We start from the raw sequence: 19283 nt of genomic DNA, 5'->3' as shown, positions 1-19283 counted from the left end.
CTGCCATTTCATCCCATCATGGGAGGTGGCAGGGTTTATCTTCTTGCGATTCGTTAGTTCAAGATTTTGTTCAACTCGTCGCGAACGAGCTGACCCATTTCGAGTGTGCCGATGGCTTTGCTGCGGTCTGCAGCGATATCGCCTGTGCGGTGACCCGCTTCCAGTACAGCCCAGACTGCTTTTTCCACTGCATCTGCTGCTTCATCCATTTCCAGTGAGAGACGGAGCATCATCGCAACGGAAAGGATCGTCGCCAATGGGTTGGCAATGCCTTTGCCAGCAATGTCAGGAGCAGAGCCATGTACCGGCTCGAACAGGCCAAAGCTGCCTGCCGCGAGACTAGCCGAGGAAAGCATTCCGATCGATCCAGTCAGCATCGCTGCTTGGTCGCTCAGGATGTCTCCGAACATGTTCTCTGTCACGATGACGTCAAACTGCTTCGGATCACGTACTAGCTGCATCGCGCAGGAGTCAACCAGTTGATGGGTCAATTCCACATCCGGATAGTCAGCTGCCACACGCTCTGCCACTTTGCGCCAGAGGCGGGAGCTTTCCAGTACGTTTGCTTTATCGACGGAAACGACACGTTTTTGACGCTTGCGAGCAATGTCAAAGGAAACCCGGATAATGCGCTCGATTTCCTGTTCATTGTAGATGCACTGATCTTCCGCTACTTCTCCATTTGGACCATCGTAGCGCTTTTTCTCACCGAAGTAGATCCCTCCGGTCAGTTCACGCACAACGATCAAATCTACGCCGGAAACGACTTCTGGCTTGAGCGTAGACGCGTCTACCAGCGAGCTGTGCATGTTTGCAGGTCGGATGTTCGCAAACAGACCGAGCCCTTTGCGGATTCCCAAAAGTCCTGTTTCAGGGCGCAGATGTCCAGGATTTTGATCCCATTTTGGACCTCCGACGGCTCCCAGCAGAACGGCATCTGATTCCTTTGCCAGCTTCAAGGTTTCTTCCGGCAGTGGCGTTCCATCGGTATCAATCGCGATACCGCCGATACGCGCTTCTTCACATGTAAAGGTAACGCCTGTCTTTTCACCTACAAGAGTGAGGACCTTTACGGCTTCTTGCATAATCTCCGGTCCAATACCGTCCCCAGGAAGAACGGCGATGCGATAGTTTTTCTTCATCTTTATCCCGCTTTTCTTCAGTAATGGTTTTTTCGTTCTCTGGTGGTTTCTTTATTTCCTATCCGGCTTCAGATGTGTCTGCTCTAGTTGACAGCTACCGGCATCGACTCACTGCGCCGTTCCAAAATCTTGTTGACGGCACGAATATATGCAATCGCACTCGCTTCCAGCACGTCGGTGCTAACACCGCGGCCAGTCACGCTCAGTTCACCTTGTTGCAAACGAACGTACACTTCACCCAGCGCATCCTTGCCGTGTGTGACCGAAAGGATTTTGTAATCGGTCAGGGTCACTTCTTCGCCAGTCGCGCGATCAATCGCCTTGTAGATGGAATCGACAGAGCCGTTTCCACATGCCGCTTCTTCACAGATCGAACCATCGGCACGCAGCAAGCGCACACTAGCAGTAGGCACGGAAATGTTTCCGTAGGCCAGTTGCACAGATTCCAGTTGGAACGCTTCTGGTCCGCGCTCCATCTTGGCGTCGACAAGGGCGAGAATGTCGTCGTCCGAAATCTCTTTTTTCTTGTCGCACAGGACTTTGAATGCGGCAAATGCGGCATTCACTTCTTCTTGCTCCAGGTGGTAGCCCAGTTCGATCAGCTTTTCCTTGAACGCATGGCGTCCGGAGTGCTTGCCAAGAACCAGCTTGTTGGATTTGAAGCCCACAGATTCAGGGCGAATGATCTCGTAAGTGGTTACGTTTTTCAGCACGCCATCCTGATGAATACCTGATTCATGGGCAAAGGCATTCGCCCCTACAATCGCTTTGTTGCCCGGCACAATCATACCGGTCAAACGGCTGACCAGCTGGCTGGTACGCGCGATTTCCTTCAGGTTCATTTTGGTCGTAGCTTGATAGTAATCCTTGCGAGTCTCCAGCGCCAATGCAACTTCCTCCAAAGCTGCGTTACCTGCACGCTCGCCGATACCGTTGATGGTACCTTCGACTTGTGTTGCTCCGCCTTCGATCGCCGCCAAGCTGTTCGCTACAGCCATGCCCAAATCATCGTGACAATGGCAGCTCAGACGAATCATGTCGGCACCAGGTACTTGTTTCAGCTCCCGGAAGATATTTCCGTACTCAATCGGAGTCATGTAGCCGACGGTATCTGGAATATTCACGGTCGTCGCTCCCGCCTTGATGACTGCCTCTACTACCTGTTTCAAGAAGTCGATCTCTGTGCGAGCCGCATCTTCAGCCGAGAATTGCACTTCTTTGAAGTACTTTTTCGCATAAGTGACAGCTTCCACGGCACGCTGGAGCACTTGCTCCTTGCTCATGTTCAGCTTGAATTCGCGGTGAATCGGAGACGTTGCAAGAAAGACGTGGAGGGATGCGTTTTCCGCGTTGCGCAGCGCTTCATATGCCTTATCCATGTCGTCTTTTACGGCACGAGCCAGACTGACAATGGTCGCATTTTTCACGCGCTTCGCTACTTCGGCCACAGACTTTTGGTCACCGGGAGAGGCAGCAGCAAAGCCAGCCTCGATTCTCGTAACGCCCAGTTTCTCCAGTTGAAGGGCGATCTCCACCTTTTCGTTCGTGCTGATGTTGACGCCCGGAGACTGTTCCCCGTCACGCAATGTTGTATCAAAAATCTCAATGGTCCGCATGAACTATTCACCTCCACATTTTTCCCAACGCTTATTTCGTCGATAGGAATGTATATGTCTACCCGATCGACTACGTACAATGTAGGCCCCGCCAACGCTTGGCGGAGCCAAGTTTTTGATCTTTTATCGAGAAAGCTTATTACTTACCTGCTTTTACTTCTTCTTTTTTCTCGGATTTATCGATCCAGGACATCATGCCGCGCAGTTGCTCACCCACAACTTCGATGCCATGTTCTGCTTCCAGACGACGACGGGAAGTGAAACCTGGGCGGTTTGCTTGGTTTTCCAAGATCCAATTGCGAGCAAACGTACCATCTTGGATTTCGGACAGAACTTTTTTCATTTCTTTGCGAGTTTCGTCTGTGATGATGCGGCGACCTACGCTGTAGTCTCCGTATTCAGCTGTGTCACTGATGGAATAGCGCATACGAGCCAATCCGCCTTCGTACATCAGGTCAACGATCAGTTTCAGCTCATGCAAGCACTCGAAGTACGCGATCTCTGGAGCGTAGCCTGCTTCTACCAGCGTATCGAAACCTGCTTTTACCAGCTCGCTTGCGCCACCGCAAAGTACGGCTTGCTCACCAAACAGGTCGGTTTCAGTCTCTTCACGGAATGTTGTTTCGATAACGCCAGCTTTGGTGCAACCGATACCGCTGGAGTATGCCAGCGCGATGTCTTTTGCGTTGCCAGTCGCGTCTTGATAGATCGCGATCAGACCAGGTACGCCAAAGCCTTCTTGGTATACGCGGCGAACCAGGTGACCAGGGCTTTTTGGAGCAGACATGATCACGTCTACGTCAGCTGGCGGCACGATTTGTGCGTAGTGAATGTTGAAACCGTGAGAGAAGCAAAGTGCAGCACCGGATTTCAGGTTTGGAGCTACTTCATCGCGGTATACTTGTGCTTGACGCTCATCCGGCATCAGGATTTGTACGACGTCTGCACGTTTGGTTGCTTCTGCTACTGTCAGTACTTCAAAGCCGTCTTTTACTGCTACGTCCCAAGATTTTCCTGGACGAAGACCTACCACTACTTTAAAGCCGCTGTCACGCAGGTTTTGTGCTTGTGCATGCCCTTGGCTACCATAACCGATAATTGCGATTGTTTTGCCACGCAGTACCTCTTTGTTCACGTCTGCTTCGTAGTACATTTTAACCATTTGTATAGCCTCCTTGAAATGTTGTTTAGTTTGAATTTTAATTCAGAATTTTTTGTACTATACAGTTGCTGCTGCTTCTGCTGGTACAATACTGCGTGCCATCGCCACTGACCCGGTACGAGTCAATTCGAGTACACCATAGCTTTGCAAAAGAATGAGCAAAGCATCGATTTTCTCCGTATCCCCTGTTACCTGAACGATCAATGATTCTGGGCCTACATCGACAATCGCTGCGCGGAAGGGTTCAACAATTCCGTTTAGCTCTGCCAATTGGCTTGGAGTGGCACTTACCTTTATCAGAGCAAGCTCCCGCGAAACAAAGGGATTGGCGCTCAGATTTGTGACAGAAATCACATCGATGAGTTTGTACAGCTGCTTCATCAACTGATTGATCTGCTGATCATCCCCGCCTGTGCTGATCACCATGCGGGACAAGCCTGCTTCCTCTGACCCACCAACCGTAATGCTGTCGATGTTAAAGCCTCTCTGACCGAACAGGGTCGCGACACGGGTCAATACGCCGGGTTGATCATTTACAAGTACGGCAATCGTATGTCGCTGCATCTACTCTTCCCCCAATTCCATCTGATCTAAGGTGTTGCCTGACGCAACCATCGGATAGACGTTTTCTCCCGGTGCTACACGGAAGTCGATGACTACTGGCCCGTTGTGCTCAAGGGCTTCTGCCCATACACGCTCTGCTTCTTCTTGCGTGCTTGCGCGCAAACCTTTTACACCGTAGGCTTCAGCCAGTTTGACGAAATCTGGACTGCAGGTCAAATCGATCTGGCTGTAACGGTTGTCGTAAAAGAGCTCTTGCCACTGACGAACCATCCCTAAGCATTGGTTGTTCAGAATGACTACCTTGACCGGAATGTTGTACTGGGAGACAATCGCCAGCTCCTGATTCGTCATCTGGAAGCCGCCATCCCCAACTACTGCAATGACTGTCCGGTCTGGATGCGCGATTTGGGCTCCGACCGCAGACGGGAATCCAAAGCCCATCGTACCGAGACCGCCGGAAGAAATGAAGGAACGGGAGTGCTTGAATTTGTAGTACTGCGCGGTCCACATCTGATGCTGTCCCACGTCAGTCGTGACGATCGCATTTCCCTCTGTCGTGTTGTACAGAAGTTCAATCACCGCTTGCGGTTTCAAGACGCCGTCTTCCTTCTTATACTTGTACGGCTGTTGCTGCTGCCACTCTTTCAACTGGTTGATCCAAGCCTGCGAGTCACATGCCGATACCAGCGGCAAGGCCTTTTGCAGCGTGCTTTTCACATCTCCAGCTACGGTGACTGCTGTCGCTACGTTTTTCCCCAGCTCAGCCGGGTCAATATCCACGTGAACGATGCGTGCATTCGGAGCGAATTCTTTGGTGCGTCCCATCGTAATGCGGTCATCAAATCGAGCGCCAAGTCCAATTACACAGTCAGCTTGAAGTAATGCTTGGTTGGCTGTGTAGCTTCCATGCATGCCTGGCATTCCAAGCGACAGTTCATGCACGCCGGGGAAGCCGCCCAATCCCATAAATGTGTTGATCACAGGGATGCGGGTCTTTTCGGCAAATGCCAGCAGTTCTTTGTCGGCACCGGCTGCAATGATACCGCCGCCAGCGAGAATCACCGGTTTTTTTGCGGAACGGATCGCCTCGACAAATGTGTTTACCTCTTCATCACTCGGTACCAGCGAAGCACGGTAAGCGCGGATGTTCACGTCTTCCGGATAGTAGAAAGGCGCCTTCGCATTGGCTACGTCTTTAGGAATGTCGATCAACACGGGGCCGGGACGGCCAGTCGTGGCGATATGGAACGCTTCCTTGATGATTCTCGGCAGATCGCGTACGTCTCGCACGAAGTAGCTGTGCTTGGTAATCGGGATCGTGATGCCGGTAATATTCGCCTCCTGGAAAGCGTCCGTTCCGATCAGGTTCTGTGCAACGTTCCCGGTAATGCAGACCAGCGGCACAGAGTCCATCTGTGCAGTGGCGATCCCTGTCACCAGGTTGGTAGCACCCGGACCGGAAGTAGCGATGCAAACACCAGGCTTTCCTGTTGCGCGAGCGTATCCGTCAGCTGCGTGGATCGCGCCTTGCTCGTGGCGGGTCAAAATGTGCTTAAAGTAGCTCCCGTACAACGAGTCGTAAATGGGCAATACAGCACCGCCTGGATAACCAAAAATGTGCTCTACTTGCTCGAGGATCAGACAGCGCAGCAGCGTTTCAGCCCCTGACACTTCTTCACCGAACTGAATTGGCGGCATGCTTTTTTTACTGTTCAATTCAGCGATTTCAACACTCATTTTCTCTCCCCCTCCCACTTCTCAACAGGTATTGTTTTTAACTATAACCACATAGAAAAACCCTTTCGCCCCGACACGGTTCTTTTTCCATGTCTTTTGGGGCGAAAGGGTTCGCGGTACCACCCAACTTTATCGGCGCCTCACGGTCGGCCGATCTCAGCCAGTCACTTGTTATTGGACTGTAACACACTAACGGGTGTTAATCGGTTCTACCTACTGTCTGGCTGCTTGTGCACAGATTTCAGTAAAACAGCTCGGAGGTGAGCAATGCGTCGTACTCTTTACCCGGCTTTCAGCACCCCGGGCTCTCTGGAAAAGAAGTGTCGCGCACCATCCTCGTCATAGCTTGCTATTATAATAATTTTTTTAATTTTGTAGTTGTCAGAAAATAAAGTGTTACGTCTGATTATAGCTAGGCACCTAGGGGGTGTCAACGAAATACTCAAGAATTTAGTGGACTTTCGTCCGAACGAATGCTCAGCAGTCATGCGCTATTTCGTGCCACATATGCGTGAAAGCGCATACAAATTTAGCTCGTCCTCATCAAAAAAAGGCGCAAGGGACGGGTAAGCCTTCCCCTAAACTACGCTCGCTTATCGCATTAAGGAATTTCCCTCTTCCTGCTGCTGCATGCCTTCGATCAATATTTTCGCTACTTCCGGCCGGCTGTATTCAGGAGGCGGCGTCTGTCCATTCCTCAGCATTGCTCGCACCTTCGTCCCAGACAAGGCCATGTGATGACTTGCATCATGCGGACACGTCTTGGTAGTAGCCATCCCCTGGCAGGATCTGCAGTAAAAGCTGTGTTCAAAAAACAGCAGCTGAATGCCCAGCTCATCTGGCTCAAATTCTGAAAAAATGTACTGGGCGTCATAGGTGCCATAGTAATCACCGACTCCAGCATGATCGCGCCCGACAATAAAATGCGTGCAGCCGTAGTTTTTTCGGACGATTGCATGAAAGACCGCTTCACGCGGCCCGGCATAGCGCATCGCTGCTGGAAATGCAGCAAGGAGGACACGATTTGGCGGATAGTAGTTTTCCAAGAGGGCGAGATAGCTCTTCATCCTCACCGTCGCCGGCACGTCATCTGACTTCGTTTCGCCCATCAATGGATTGAGAAACAAGCCGTCCACAATCTCCATTGCAGCCTTCTGAATGTACTCATGTGCGCGATGAACGGGATTGCGAGTCTGGAAACCGACAACGCTCTTCCAGCCCTTTGACGCAAAGATAGACCGCGTCTGCGCTGGGGTCAGATAGTAGTCGCCAAACTGCTCCGCTTTGGGACGCTGCCAGACCTCCACTGGACCTCCCAGATAGAGGTCGGGCTTCTCATACAGTTTTTTCACTCCTGGATGCGCTTCGTCTGTCGTCCGAAACACCTGGAGCGCTTCAATGCGTTTATCCGGTATATACCGGCTTTCCACATGTAGAATCCCGTAATCCTCCCCGTCCTCACCGCGCAGCAACAGGCGATCTCCTGGCTGAACCTCGCCATACTTGGAGGAGTCGACTGCCAGCGTGACGGGTAAAGGCCATACGGTTCCGTCTGACAATCTCATGGATGAGACTACGGCACGATAATCTGCTTCGCCCATAAAACCGGTAAGGGGAGAAAAGGCGCCAATGGCCAAACAATCCAGATCAGACAGCGTCCATTTGTCTACCATAACGACCTTTTCAGGTAGATCGTGCAGGCTATCTCCGGACCTTGGCTGTAACCTTTCGATCAATACTCCCCCATGCGGTACATTCTTAGACATGACGTGATCCCCTTTCCTTGCGTTCATTTGTGCAAGCCACATTCCGTCTTGGTAAAACCAGCCCAGCGACCCGCTCGCGGATCTTCACCCGGCATTACCTGACGGGTGCAAACACTGCAGCCGATACTCGGATAGTGGTTGTCGTGCAACGGATTGTAAGGGACATCATGATCATGTATATATTCCCAGACCTGTGACTGTGTCCAGTCTGCCAGTGGATTAAATTTGACCAGGTTGAATTTTTCATCCCATTCGACTTTTTTGGCATGGGCACGCGTAGGAGATTGTTCTCTGCGAATCCCTGTTACCCAAGCCTGGTAGTTGGCGAGAATGCGCTTCAATGGCTCGACCTTGCGAATCTGACAGCACAGATTGGGGTCACGCTGCCATAGCTCGTCGCCGTGTCGGGATGCCTGCTCTTCCAGAGTCAATTTCGGCAGCACCTGGATAAAAGCAGCTCCATACCGCTCCTGCAAACGGTCGCGTGTCTCGTAAGTCTCGGTGAAATGCTTGTTCGTGTCTAGATAAAAAACAGGCACTGTTGGCGCCAGCCTTTGCAGCATATCAATGAGCACCACATCCTCGGCCCCGAAGCTGGAGGCGAGAACCAGACTGGAACCGTAGTGCTCCATCGCCCAGACCAGCACATCTTGCGCGGGCTTTGCTTCCAGCCTGTAGGCCGCGATCTGCAATTCTTCGTCTTTCATCGAGTGGCGAATACTCATCTGCGAATCTCCTCTCTTGCTAGGTTTTCCCCCCATCATCATATGTGGGCGACCTGCAAGTGGCGCGTCGTCCGCCGAAAAGAAAAACCCCGCCCTGCTTGGGACGAGGTGAAGAATCCTATCGTTCGATGATCAGCGCGATTCCTTGACCTCCGCCAATACATGCCGTCACCAGACCTCTTTTGGCACCGCGGCGCTTTAGCTCATAGGCGAGCTTGGTCACCAGCATGGAACCGGTAGCCGCGATAGGATGCCCGTGTGCGATCGCTCCGCCTGTGACATTGAGTCGTTCCGGATCCAAGTGAAGCTCTCGATCGCAGGCGATGACCTGCGCAGCAAACGCTTCATTCACTTCGACCAGATCGATGTCTGACAGCTTGAGGTCCAGCTTTTTCAAGAGCTTCTGGGTCGCAGGCACCGGGCCGATGCCCATGATGTTGGGGTCCACACCCGCTACAGCCCAACCGATTACTCTTGCCAAAGGCTCCAATCCCCGCTTTTCCGCTTCTCTTCCCTCCATCAGCACCAATGCCGCCGCACCATCATTGACGCCAGAGGAGTTCCCGGCAGTAACAGTGCCGCCTTCTTTGAATACAGGAGGCAATGCTGCCAACCCCGCCAGGTTCGTCTCCGGTCTCGGATGCTCATCCAGTGCAAACAGCGTCGTCGTACCCTTTTTCCCTGGGATCGTAATTGGAAGGATTTGCTCGCCAAAGATGCCTGCTTCCATCGCAGCCTTCATTTTCTGCTGGCTATAAAAGGCGAACTCATCCTGCTCCTCTCGGCTGATGCTGTATCGCTCCACGAGATTTTCTGCTGTGATGCCCATTGGCGGATTGCCAATATGCTTGGGTGCCAGCTCCCTGCGGACGAATTTCGGTGGTGAACGGTCGTATGCCTGACTGGATGGCTCCATCAAAAACGGCATCCGCGTCATGCTCTCTGCGCCACCAGCAAGCATGATGCTGGCACCCCCGGCGAGTATCGCCTCTGCCGCTAGTACTACACTGTTGATCCCAGATCCACACTGGCGATCGATGGTCAAGCCGGGCGTCGTGACAGGCATTCCTGCTTTCAATGCCGCCAATCTGGCAATGTTCCCGCCACCAGATAGACAGTTGCCAAAGATCACATCGTCCACTTCTTCTCCCTCTACCCTGGCCCTTTTCAAAGCCTCTTGAATGACCATCGCGCCATAATCAGAGGGCTCCATATCCTTCAAAGCACCTTTTGCCCTCGCGATCGGTGTCCGCACAGCAGATACCAAGACTGCTTCTCTCATCCTGCTTCCCCTCCCTGAGCCAGCCTGCGCTGCTGATCTTCCTCCATCAAGGTGCGGCGCAGAATTTTACCCACAGTCGTCTTGGGCAGCTCTGTCCGAAACTCGATGATTTTCGGAACCTTGTAGCGAGCCAACCTCTCCGAGCACCAGGCGATGATTTCCTCTTCCGTCACCGATTCATGGAGCCTCGGCACGATAGCGGCCTTTACTGTCTCACCGCGATAGGAATCCGGTACGCCATAGACGACAGCCTCTGCGACAGCCGGATGCTGGTAGATCACCTCTTCCACTTCAATCGGGTAAACGTTGAAGCCGCTGGAAATGATCAGTTCTTTTATACGACCCACGATGTAAAAGTACCCCTCTTCATCCATCGTCGCCATGTCTCCTGTGTAAAACCAGCCGTCTCTCATAACGGCAGCCGTTTCCTCCGGTTTTTTCCAATAGCCCTTCATCACCTGCGGTCCCTTGATGATCAGCTCACCCGGCTCCCCTGGCGGCAGCTCTCGAAGTCCCGTCTCCATGTCGACGATCTTGCTGTCTGTATTGGGCAAAGGAATACCGATGCTGCCCGGCTTTCGCCTAGCCGATGGATTGACGTGGGTGGCAGGAGAGGTTTCAGACAAGCCATACCCCTCGATGATCGGAACGCCTGTCTTCTTCTCGAAGGATTGCATCACTTCTGCGGGAAGCGGCGCCGATCCGCTGCCACAAGCAACGATGCAATCCAGATCGCCCGGTTTCAGATCAGGATGGTTCAACAACGAGATATAGACAGTCGGGACAGCAGGAAAACCGGTCGGACGGTGCTTGCGAATCAGCTGCAGGATTGTATTCACGTCATAGCGCGGCAGGCAGATATAAGCCTGTGCATTGAACATGGTGCCGTTCATCCGGCTCATCCCGTAGACATGGTAGAGAGGCGGCATCCCCAAGATTCGCTCCTCCACCTTGCGAACCCCGCCTCCGAATGTAAAGCCCTGATAGACAGTTCCGACCAGATTGGCATGTGTCAGCATGACTCCCTTGGCGCGGCCCGTCGTTCCCCCCGTGTATTGCAGGACTGCCAGATCCTCCTGCGGCTGAATCTCCAATGGCGGCAATTGCAGCCTTTTCTCCTTGATCATTCCGTACAGACTATTTTCACTTTCGTCGCCCGGGTCTGCCCAGATGATGCCGAGATCCTGTTTCAAATCGATTTTCTCCAGCTTTTGCGCCTGCTCTCGATTCCCCACAAACCACGAGGCTTCCGAATCCTTCAAAAGATAGTCCAATTCATGCGTCTGATACATCGGATTCACCTGAACCACAATCCCGCCCAAACGATGGACGGCGTAATAGGTCAGGATATACTCTGCGCTGTTCGGAAAGGCAATCGCTACCCGCTCTCCTTTTCGTATGCCACGGCTGTACATGGCTGCTGCCAGAAAATCCACGTCTGCACGGAGCTCCGCGTAACTCCATTCTCGATCACCATCGATGACTGCCGGGCGATTGGGATAATCCTGTGCCGAGCGTTCGAGTAGCTGGTACAGCGAAATAGACGGAATCTCTACTTCTGCTAAGACGCCTTCCAAATACCATTGGTGCCAAGGTCTTTTCATTTCCTCTCCCCCTTGCTCGGTCGATTCAACTCACCTACTCCAGATGGTGTCGCAGCAGAAGGTGTATGCACGTAATCCACAAATTCTCCATGCATCCCATGTGCAGTCAAATAGGACTCGTAGTAATCCTGAATCGGTTCGCCGTGCTTGATCAGTCTCCTCAAGTGTTTGGCAATGCCCATTTTTTCAAAAACCAATAGTCTGGGCGTCTGCTGCACATTTTTTTGCAGGTAAAAGACTTCCTGATGGATGAGCTGTTCGGGTGGCATTCCTTGTCGCACCGCCCGGTTTACCTTCTCCTCCCGCCTGTCAATGATCCCCATGTACGTCTCCAACAGCCGCTGGTAATCCGCACGGGACACAACGCCTTTTTGATGGGAGGTGACGTAGAGCTCCGCATCCACCAGCAGCGTTTGCTTGGCAGACAGCACCATGTCGTCAATATCGCTGTCCGCATTGTTGTACCAGGGACCAAAGGCAGTCAAATCAAAATCGCCCACGTGCAGGATGCCGTAATCCGGAAAATACGGACAGCAGAATCCTTCACAATGACCCGGGGCATGAAGCATGACGACTCTGGTACCCGCCAATTCGATTTCCCGATCATAAGGATAGATAGCTTTCCTTGCCCCTATGACGCTGGACCAGGAGTAGTGACCCCGTTTCCGAGCGCCAGCCTCCTCTCGCAAGCCTCGAACCCACTCTTTCCCTTCCTCTTCCCCGTAAATGGCGAAGTATCCGTTTGCTTTGGCAATTTCGTCAAGATCCGAAAACTTTGGCAGATCTCGCTCATTGATCCAGACAAGACTTTCGGGAAATTCGGCCAGCCCCCAGATGTGATCCAGATGGTAGTGCGTGACATAGATGTCTTGGACATTGTGTTCTCGTTTTACATAGTCAAATACAGCCTCCCCAGCTCCACAATCAATGAACGCGTCACTCTCCTTGCCTTTGATCAGCAGAGAGGTGGAAAAAGGGGTACGGCTCTGATTTTCTCCGATCAGTATTTCGATTGGACCGATGTGCAAATCGCTCATATCTTTTTGGTTTCTCCCTTCTCAAGCAATCATTGCACCACTGCCTCACTCGGTTTCTTGGAAAACCATTTTCCTTTGGTCATGAACAGCAGCGGAACATAGACGACCACACCTACCAAGGAAGCGATCGCAACCCATGTTTCCCACCCGTAGCCGGTTACGACCGATGGCAGGACCAGGTTCATGATTACGGGCACGATCCGAATAATGGCGCCGTGCAAGCCCCACGCAGTAGACTGAAGCGAAGGGTTCACATCTTCTGCATTTTCCGAAAACAAGGCATTCCAAGGTGCATACGTGATGGCCATAAATGTACCCAGCATCGAAACGCTTACGATCATCGCGCCTTCTGATACCTTCGTTCCGAACAAGCTCACAAAATAGATCATGTAAAGTCCAAAACTTACGGCTCCGATCAGCGAAATGATTTTTCTCAACTGGAGACGATCTGAGATCCAGCCGACGACGAGGAGTACCCCCAGGTTGAACATCCAGAAGTACTTGGCAATGCTAGCAGCCTGATGGGCTTCAAAACCGAAGGAATCGACCAGAATCTTGGGACCGAATCCCGCCATCGTAAAATAGATGAGCAGGTAGACGGAGATCCCAATACTAGACAGCCACAAATGTGGAACCCGCAAAATCTGCTTCATTCTCGATTCATTTTCATGATGTGGTTGGACAGGGGCAGCTTTTTCATTCGCTTCTGGCAATTGATCGGTGCTGTGGACAATTTGGTCACGCAAGCGGGGAGAAAGATCACGGATCGCAAATAAAATGACCACCGAGGATAGGAGAGCGATGGTTCCAGCGATGTAGAACTGGGATTGCCAGGAGCCGTAAATGGGAAGGGTCCACCCTGCCATAGCGCTGGCGAAGAAGTTGGAGCCGACCGGACCAAACGTCCAGAAGCTGTAGGCAAGAGCACGCCCCATTCGGGGTGAAAAATCCCGCACGAGCCCTGCCGTCATCCCGAATGCCACTCCGTCGACAAACGAGAGCAGCACACGCAGGACAAAGAGCTGCGAGATTGTCTCTACAAAAGCCATTCCGAACACACAAATCGTCGTCAAAAACAGGCTCGGGACGAGAAATATGACACGGCCATACTTGTCAGCGAGTGGACCGAATAGGAGTGAGGACAAGGCCGCAGCGAGGATGGAAACAGCAGACAAAATGCCGTACAGCTGCAGATCCATGTTGAGGTCATTCAGCAACAGCGGAAGCACGGGAGCTATCTGTGATTCATAGGAGGCAATAAAGTTGGCCAAAATGGCGATAGACAACAGCCAAACGCGGTATCCGCCCGCGGGATAGGTATCCAGCTCGCGGGACAGAAATGTGGCTTTTAACATGTTCCTTCCTCCTTCACATTTCCGTTACTCTCCTTAGTCCTCACTCCATCGATCTCTTTCTCCATCCTGCTTACATAGATCAAGGCTACCGTCATCAGCAGCATCAGCAATCCAGCTACAAAGTACGGGAGCCGTTCCTGATAGGCAAACAACCAGCCTGCAATCAAAGGACCGATCGCCCTCCCCAGACTGTTGCAGGTCAGCTGCGCTCCAAAGCTGCTCCCCTGCGCGTCCATACTCGTCCGCAGCGAGATCGCAGAGGTCATCGCTGGAAAAGCAAAGCCTCGGCAAAATGCCAGTAACGTCATCGCGACGAACACCCAGACGACCTGTGTGGCAAATCCCAAAGCCAGAAAACCAATTAATCCGAAGGTAAAGCCCGTCACCATCGTCCCCATCTCTCCCCACCTCCGGTACCAAAACGAGAAGAGAGACATTTGAATCAAGGCCCCCACTCCGCCATTCACCATAAAAGCCCAGCCTGCCATACCCTGTGTCGAGTGCAGGACATCAGTCAAAAAATAGGCGAGCGTCGACGTAATAGCCGCATCGCTAAACGTAAACGAGAAGGTCCCCCCGAAGAAGGGAGCAAGCTTGCGGTCAAACAGCGCCATAACGGACTCTTTCAATCGAATGAGAAGACTTACTCGCTCCCCGTTGTAGACTTGCTCCTGCTTCATCCGCGGTTCGACGGGCAGTAGCCAAAAAGCGAGAATTCCGCTTCCGACGGATAGCAAACCCACCGAGAAAAAGGGAATCTGCAAACCAAATCCGCTCAAAAATGCCCCCAGAGGTGGACCGACAATAAATCCGATTCCATTCATCGAGCCCATGTACGCCATCACTCGCGGCCGATCATCCGGTGTAGTGGAGGTGGTCGCCAGGCTGAGTGCTGCAGGAAAAACAGCGGCTGCCAAGGCCCCTGAGACAAATCGCAGCAGGAGCAGAATCGTGACGTTCGGTGCAAGTCCAACCAGTGAAGAAGTAATTCCATAGCCGACAATACCCAGGATGAGGATCGGGCGCTTGCCTGCCCGATCGGACATCCTGCCCCAAAACGAACTGAACAGCAATTGCGAGATGGCAAATGCGGAGAGTGCCATCCCCATCTCAAATGTCGTGGCACCAACAGACCTGGCCATGAATGGCAAGGTAGGCAAAATGACACCGAACCCGATATTGGCGATGAACATCGTGGACATGAGAAACCATATCGTCGACGACATTTTTGTTTCCTCCTACTCTTGCTGCGCATCTGATGCAGAAATTAGGGTCGCAAGGTCAAGGTCGCCTCACCACTTGTCAATGCCTTGCCAGGCTCTCTCTCCACAAACAGCTCCAAATCGATCTGATTGCTCTCTTTTTTGGTCACTTTTGCACGACACGTCAAGACATCCCCCGGGAAAACCATGCCGGCAAAACGAACCTGAAGTCTGCTGACAAAGCCTTGCGTTCCTGCCAGCTGACTGGCGTATTGCCCCAGGAATCCCATGCTGAGCATGCCGTGAGCAATCGTCCCCGGCAGCCCTACCTGACGCGCTGTCTCGACATCGGTGTGGATCAGGTTGAAGTCGCCTGATGCACCTGCGTACTTGAGCAGCTGCACTTTGGTGATGGCTGGCTTGACGAGGGGCTCAAGCTCGCACCCAACCTCGACCTCCGACCAATCTATGGTTTGTTGCATGATGCTCCCTCCTTTCAGCGCAGAATGATGGTGCTGGTGCTCGTAAAAACAAGCTGACCGTCCAAATCCTCGCCCTTCACCCGGGTCACGAGGAAAGTCATTTTCCCACCCTGTTTGCCTTCGCGTTCATAAACATCGAGAACCTGATTCACACATCGCAGCACATCCCCGGCGACGATCGGCCGGGTGTAGCTGTACTCCTGTCCTCCATGCAGGACCCGACTCAGCTCAAATTTCACCTGTGGAATCGGTACCCGAAACGTCGTGGGAAATGTAGGCGGAGCGACCAGGCTGCTGTATCCGTGCTCGCGAGCGTATGCTTCATCTGTAAAAAGCGGATTCTCGTCGCCAATGGCATGGGCAAATGCACGTATCGCCCCTTTCTCAACCTCCATGAGTACCGCTTCACTAGTACTGCCTATTACAGCAGGATCGATCTGCATGCTTCTCCCTCCCTCTTAAAAGGTACAAATCGTCAAGCCAGCAGCTCTCCCACTTTTACATTTCCTTTCAGCAGGTTGCGGGAGATGATGTAACGCTGGATTTCATCGGTTCCCTCAAAAATGCGCCACAGGCGGATTTCGCGATACCAGCGCTCAATCGGCAGCTCCTTGGTGTAGCCCATTCCTCCGTGAATTTGCAGGACGCGGTCCACGACACGGTCTGCCATATTGGAGCCGTACAGTTTAGCCATCGAGGACTGATGGCGCGCATCCTGGCCATTTTCCGCCATCCAGGCAGCGCGCAAGACAATCCAACGGGTGGCTTCGATCTCGACTGCGGAATCTGCAATCATCCACTGGATCGCCTGCCGCTCCGCTATCGGTTTGCCAAAGGTATGACGGGTGTTCGCGTAATCGATGCCCATTTGCAGCAGACGCTCCGCTGTACCTACTGCACGAGCCGGAATAACCCATCTACCTTGCCCGATCCACTGCATGCCTAGCTCGAATCCACGGCCCAGCTCTCCCAGGATGTTTTCTTCCGGAACACGCACATTTTCGAAAATCAAGGATGCGGGTCCCCACTCGCCCATCGTATGGATCGGCTCCGAGCGCCAGCCCATATCGCGGTCGACGAGGAAGCAGGTAACACCACCGCGAGCACCTTTTTCCTTGTCTGTCACCGCGAATACCATCGCGAAATCTGCCTCATTCCCGTTGGTGATGAATACCTTTTCTCCATTCAGCACCCACTCGTCGCCGTCCTTGACCGCAGACATTTTGATATTGGCAGCATCCGAGCCGGCCCCTGGCTCTGTCAGCGCGAAGCAGGAACGGCGCTCCCCTTCGATGGTCGGGATCAAATACCGTTTTTTCTGCTCTTCATTGCAGTAGTACAAGATGTTGTCGGCCGAACCGCCAAAGCTGAACGGCACGTAGGTACGTCCCAGCTCCATCATGATCAACGCCGTCATGACGGGCCCAAGGTTGGCTCCACCGTACTCTTCCGGCGTATTGATGCCCCAGAAGCCTGCCTGCTTTGCTTTCATCCGAATCTTCTGAATTTCTTCCTTGGACACGCCATCGCGCCCTTCCCGCTCATTGCGCAGTACCTGCTGCTCCAAAGGCATCAGTTCCTTCTGCACAAATTCCCGCACCGTCTTCTGAATCATTTTTTGCTCGTCGGTCAAAGTAAAATCCATTTCGCATCCCCCTTATATGGTCCTTACATAGTGGCTGCCTTGCGATGTTTGGCCTGACTAGCGGTTGCCTCCGTTGACGTAGATGACTTGCCCGGACACGTAGCTGGCCTCGTCACTGACAAGAAAAGCGATCACGTTGGCGACATCCTCGGGCTGTCCAACCCGGCGAAGCGGTATACGCTCTGATGCCAAGCGCTTGTTTTCCTCAAAATCGATGCCGACCCTCTCTGCTGTTGCTTTGGTCATATCGGTTGCAATAAAGCCCGGGGCTACCGCATTGACATTGATATTAAAGGGACCGAGCTCGATAGCCAGCGTCTTGGTAAAGCCCTGAAGACCTGCCTTTGCAGCCGAGTAGTTGGCTTGACCGCGATTGCCCAGCGCCGATGTGGAGCTCGTGTTGACTATCTTTCCGTACTTTTGGTTGACCATGTGCTTTTGAGCTGCCCGACTCGCTAAAAAGCTGCCCTTCAGGTGGACGTTCATCACCGTGTCCCAATCGTCCTCGGACATTTTGAACAGTAGATTATCCCGTAGCACCCCAGCGTTGTTCACCAAAATATCGAGTCTTCCAAACTGGCTGACAACCGTGTTGATGGCCTCTTCAACCTGCTGGCCATCCGCCACATTGCAGCCTACGGCAACCGCTTCGCCTCCAGACTCACGAATTCGCTGAACCACCTCCTGGCAAGCTTCTTCATTCAAATCTAACACGCCCACTTTTGCCCCATCCTGAGCCAAGCGCATCGCCGTTGCTGCCCCAATCCCTCTGGCAGCACCGGTCACAACCGCCACCCTGTCCTGTAGTCGACTCATCACGATTCTCCTCTCTACCTTTCTTGAACTGCCTGATACCAGGCGACCGAATCACGGCGCTCCACCTGTACCCGACTGCGCTCCAAAAGCAAATCGAGATGCCCCTGCACTTCGGAAAGTCCTAAAAACATGCCATTCTCCTGCAGCCAGGGAAACAGCTCACGCGTCAGCTCATAGACCGTGCGGGGACCTTGTGCCAGCAGTAATACAATTTTGTCGCAGCGATCCTCCTGCTCTTGAAGACGCTGATCGATGAGAGCACGAAAATCGGTGAATGGGTCACCATGACCGGGATAAATCGTGCTCAAGGGAAGCTCGTAGACGTGGCGAAACGATTCTCTCATCTGCATCAGCGGTCTGGGACGACGTTCTTCTCGCTTATCAGGCGGGGTGATGAAGGCATTCGAGGAAATCTCCTGCAAAAGAAAATCGCCTACAATCGTATCTCCCGAATCCACATCCCAAAGGCAAATATCTGACTGACTGTGCCCGGGTGTGTAGAGCACCTTCCACTCTCGTCCTCCTGCCGTCAGCACGTCTCCTTCTTCCAAATAGCGAACCTCTTTCCAGTGCAGCGGGTAGAACTTGCGCTGCCGCTTGAGCAGCTCAGCGGCTCCGCATTCCTCGATAAACCTCCGCATGAATTCCTCGTCCCGCTCAAATCCTTCTTTTCCATGCTCCAGCATCCCCATCGCCTGTCTGTGCACATAGACGACTGCATCGGTTTCCTGCAAGATGGCCGAAACCCCTCCATAATGGTCCGTATGCATGTGTGTGACGACGATTTGCTCCACATCCTGAAAGGTAAAGCCCACCTCAGCCATTCCCTCCCGAAGCTGCTGAATCGACCCAGGCAAATGCGTCCCGGCATCTACCAGCGTTACAGGGGAACCGGGCAAAATGAAGGCGTTTACATTTCCTTTCGCAAACGTGGTAGACATTTTGATTGGAAGAATATGCGTATCGCTCACCTCCATGTGCAAGTCGATTCCTTTCTACACCTTTTAGCTATTTGCAATGGCCGTGCCATACGATCAGACTGCGAAACAATAAAGACTATCGCATGAATATCGCATACCGAGTCACAATGGACTCGCTTCACGCCAAAAACCCGAGTCATTTTGGGTTCGACGAGTCAAACTTGGGTC

The 19283-nt window shown here is 52.7% G+C and carries 17 protein-coding genes; all 17 read right to left on the bottom strand.

All coding sequences use genetic code 11. The annotated features are described in order from the left end of the window. Positions 1–53 precede the first annotated feature (53 nt). Positions 54–1142: a 3-isopropylmalate dehydrogenase gene (leuB, locus tag EDM52_RS15230; RefSeq protein ID WP_122909830.1), complete on the bottom strand. Its 1089-nt coding sequence runs from the start codon at positions 1140–1142 to the stop codon at positions 54–56. 83 nt (positions 1143–1225) lie between these two features. Next, positions 1226–2758, bottom strand: a complete 1533-nt coding sequence (locus EDM52_RS15225) for a 2-isopropylmalate synthase (RefSeq protein WP_122909829.1) — start codon at positions 2756–2758, stop codon at positions 1226–1228. 139 nt (positions 2759–2897) lie between these two features. After that, positions 2898–3920 (bottom strand): ketol-acid reductoisomerase, encoded by a 1023-nt coding sequence (ilvC, locus tag EDM52_RS15220; protein ID WP_122909828.1) that lies wholly within the window; start codon positions 3918–3920, stop codon positions 2898–2900. A gap of 57 nt (positions 3921–3977) precedes the next feature. Continuing rightward, positions 3978–4484: an acetolactate synthase small subunit gene (ilvN, locus tag EDM52_RS15215; RefSeq protein WP_122909827.1), complete on the bottom strand. Its 507-nt coding sequence runs from the start codon at positions 4482–4484 to the stop codon at positions 3978–3980. Beyond that, positions 4485–6221 carry a biosynthetic-type acetolactate synthase large subunit gene (ilvB, locus tag EDM52_RS15210; RefSeq protein ID WP_122909826.1) on the bottom strand — a complete coding sequence of 579 codons (1737 nt, stop codon included), beginning with the start codon at positions 6219–6221 and terminating at the stop codon, positions 4485–4487. 593 nt (positions 6222–6814) lie between these two features. Then, on the bottom strand, positions 6815–8029 hold the full coding sequence (sat, locus tag EDM52_RS15205; RefSeq protein WP_415783059.1) for a sulfate adenylyltransferase: 1215 nt from the start codon (positions 8027–8029) through the stop codon (positions 6815–6817). Further along, positions 8011–8712: a phosphoadenylyl-sulfate reductase gene (locus tag EDM52_RS15200; protein WP_122909824.1), complete on the bottom strand. Its 702-nt coding sequence runs from the start codon at positions 8710–8712 to the stop codon at positions 8011–8013. Before EDM52_RS15200 ends, sat begins: the two co-directional genes overlap by 19 nt. Before the next feature lie 118 nt (positions 8713–8830). Then, on the bottom strand, positions 8831–9994 hold the full coding sequence (locus tag EDM52_RS15195; protein ID WP_122909823.1) for a thiolase family protein: 1164 nt from the start codon (positions 9992–9994) through the stop codon (positions 8831–8833). Beyond that, positions 9991–11598: a long-chain-fatty-acid--CoA ligase gene (locus EDM52_RS15190; RefSeq protein WP_122909822.1), complete on the bottom strand. Its 1608-nt coding sequence runs from the start codon at positions 11596–11598 to the stop codon at positions 9991–9993. Before EDM52_RS15190 ends, EDM52_RS15195 begins: the two co-directional genes overlap by 4 nt. Further along, positions 11595–12635, bottom strand: coding sequence for an MBL fold metallo-hydrolase (locus EDM52_RS15185; protein WP_122909821.1), 1041 nt, complete (start codon positions 12633–12635; stop codon positions 11595–11597). The genes EDM52_RS15190 and EDM52_RS15185 overlap by 4 nt, the downstream gene beginning before the upstream one ends. A 29-nt stretch (positions 12636–12664) precedes the next feature. Further along, on the bottom strand, positions 12665–13990 hold the full coding sequence (locus EDM52_RS15180) for an MFS transporter (protein ID WP_122909820.1): 1326 nt from the start codon (positions 13988–13990) through the stop codon (positions 12665–12667). Next, a complete protein-coding gene (locus tag EDM52_RS15175; RefSeq protein ID WP_122909819.1) occupies positions 13984–15216 on the bottom strand; it encodes an MFS transporter in 1233 nt (410 codons plus the stop codon). Before EDM52_RS15175 ends, EDM52_RS15180 begins: the two co-directional genes overlap by 7 nt. A gap of 41 nt (positions 15217–15257) precedes the next feature. Further along, positions 15258–15674: a MaoC/PaaZ C-terminal domain-containing protein gene (locus EDM52_RS15170; protein WP_122909818.1), complete on the bottom strand. Its 417-nt coding sequence runs from the start codon at positions 15672–15674 to the stop codon at positions 15258–15260. 14 nt (positions 15675–15688) lie between these two features. Further along, on the bottom strand, positions 15689–16117 hold the full coding sequence (locus tag EDM52_RS15165) for a MaoC family dehydratase N-terminal domain-containing protein (RefSeq protein WP_122909817.1): 429 nt from the start codon (positions 16115–16117) through the stop codon (positions 15689–15691). A 32-nt stretch (positions 16118–16149) separates the two neighbouring features. Further along, a complete protein-coding gene (locus EDM52_RS15160; RefSeq protein ID WP_122909816.1) occupies positions 16150–17319 on the bottom strand; it encodes an acyl-CoA dehydrogenase family protein in 1170 nt (389 codons plus the stop codon). Positions 17320–17376: 57 nt separating this feature from the next. After that, positions 17377–18138: an SDR family NAD(P)-dependent oxidoreductase gene (locus EDM52_RS15155; RefSeq protein WP_462935887.1), complete on the bottom strand. Its 762-nt coding sequence runs from the start codon at positions 18136–18138 to the stop codon at positions 17377–17379. A gap of 11 nt (positions 18139–18149) precedes the next feature. Further along, a complete protein-coding gene (locus tag EDM52_RS15150) occupies positions 18150–19076 on the bottom strand; it encodes an MBL fold metallo-hydrolase (RefSeq protein WP_183185124.1) in 927 nt (308 codons plus the stop codon). Positions 19077–19283 lie beyond the last annotated feature (207 nt).

Source organism: Brevibacillus invocatus (genome assembly GCF_003710915.1).
GTDB lineage: Bacteria > Bacillota > Bacilli > Brevibacillales > Brevibacillaceae > Brevibacillus > Brevibacillus invocatus.
This window is presented reverse-complemented; position numbering and strand designations above follow the sequence as displayed.

Coding starts and splice junctions, on each gene's coding strand:
- leuB (WP_122909830.1), bottom strand. CDS start 1,142: ATGAAGAAAAACTATCGCATCGCCGTTCTTCCTGGGGACGGTATTGGA.
- EDM52_RS15225 (WP_122909829.1), bottom strand. CDS start 2,758: ATGCGGACCATTGAGATTTTTGATACAACATTGCGTGACGGGGAACAG.
- ilvC (WP_122909828.1), bottom strand. CDS start 3,920: ATGGTTAAAATGTACTACGAAGCAGACGTGAACAAAGAGGTACTGCGT.
- ilvN (WP_122909827.1), bottom strand. CDS start 4,484: ATGCAGCGACATACGATTGCCGTACTTGTAAATGATCAACCCGGCGTA.
- ilvB (WP_122909826.1), bottom strand. CDS start 6,221: ATGAGTGTTGAAATCGCTGAATTGAACAGTAAAAAAAGCATGCCGCCA.
- sat (WP_415783059.1), bottom strand. CDS start 8,029: ATGTGGCTTGCACAAATGAACGCAAGGAAAGGGGATCACGTCATGTCT.
- EDM52_RS15200 (WP_122909824.1), bottom strand. CDS start 8,712: ATGAGTATTCGCCACTCGATGAAAGACGAAGAATTGCAGATCGCGGCC.
- EDM52_RS15195 (WP_122909823.1), bottom strand. CDS start 9,994: ATGAGAGAAGCAGTCTTGGTATCTGCTGTGCGGACACCGATCGCGAGG.
- EDM52_RS15190 (WP_122909822.1), bottom strand. CDS start 11,598: ATGAAAAGACCTTGGCACCAATGGTATTTGGAAGGCGTCTTAGCAGAA.
- EDM52_RS15185 (WP_122909821.1), bottom strand. CDS start 12,635: ATGAGCGATTTGCACATCGGTCCAATCGAAATACTGATCGGAGAAAAT.
- EDM52_RS15180 (WP_122909820.1), bottom strand. CDS start 13,990: ATGTTAAAAGCCACATTTCTGTCCCGCGAGCTGGATACCTATCCCGCG.
- EDM52_RS15175 (WP_122909819.1), bottom strand. CDS start 15,216: ATGTCGTCGACGATATGGTTTCTCATGTCCACGATGTTCATCGCCAAT.
- EDM52_RS15170 (WP_122909818.1), bottom strand. CDS start 15,674: ATGCAACAAACCATAGATTGGTCGGAGGTCGAGGTTGGGTGCGAGCTT.
- EDM52_RS15165 (WP_122909817.1), bottom strand. CDS start 16,117: ATGCAGATCGATCCTGCTGTAATAGGCAGTACTAGTGAAGCGGTACTC.
- EDM52_RS15160 (WP_122909816.1), bottom strand. CDS start 17,319: ATGGATTTTACTTTGACCGACGAGCAAAAAATGATTCAGAAGACGGTG.
- EDM52_RS15150 (WP_183185124.1), bottom strand. CDS start 19,076: ATGTCTACCACGTTTGCGAAAGGAAATGTAAACGCCTTCATTTTGCCC.